General features: G+C 43.9%; 1 protein-coding gene. It reads right to left on the bottom strand.

Going from position 1 to position 570, the window contains the following annotated elements; all coding sequences use genetic code 11:
- Positions 1-150: 150 nt before the first annotated feature.
- Positions 151-570: hypothetical protein (locus tag GSQ95_RS26320; RefSeq protein ID WP_218580227.1), on the bottom strand; the 420-nt coding region annotated here is incomplete at its 5' end.

Below are 570 nucleotides of genomic sequence, written 5' to 3'. Positions count from 1 at the left end.
TCCATCGCCATCACAGGGGCAGGCTAGCAAACACGACTTTTCAGACAAGCCCTAATATCAATGCCAGTCGTTTTGGCTTATTTTGCAGTAGTGCTGCTCTGCAATGAGCAATGTGAAGATCCGCAAAGTAAAGTTTTTGAAGAAGTTTAATTAAGCGGGGCTGATTTTAATTGCTTTTCTCAAGAAAAGCCAACTCTCTAATACTGTCGTATTGTAGATGTTGTGCCTTCTGAGTTGGGTGAGATGGCTATGGAGCTCACATGCCGTTTTCAGAATGTATTTTTGTGAAATCGCTCGGGGTACAGGCCCGCTCAAATGCAGTTGTAGCTGATTTTTTCGATCCCATGACATTCTCAGAGACTCGTTTAAGCGGAACGGCAATCCCTGACCACGAGCAAAGAAAAAATATAAGACAAGTGGTGCAAAAAAGCTAATAAGGAGACCCACGACATCCATTGGCTGCGTGGGATTTTGACAGACAATTAGAAAGCGAAAATTATCTACTAGGGTTTGTCTTGTGGATTCAACCGGTGAACGCAACACACTAGATTCTGCGTAAGCAGGAGGGTG

Source organism: Pseudomonas sp. BAV 4579, from assembly GCF_009765395.1.
GTDB classification, from domain to species: Bacteria; Pseudomonadota; Gammaproteobacteria; order Pseudomonadales; family Pseudomonadaceae; genus Chryseomonas; species Chryseomonas aestiva.
The sequence above is the reverse complement of the archived record's forward strand: the minus strand, read 5'-3'. Positions and strand labels throughout refer to the sequence as shown.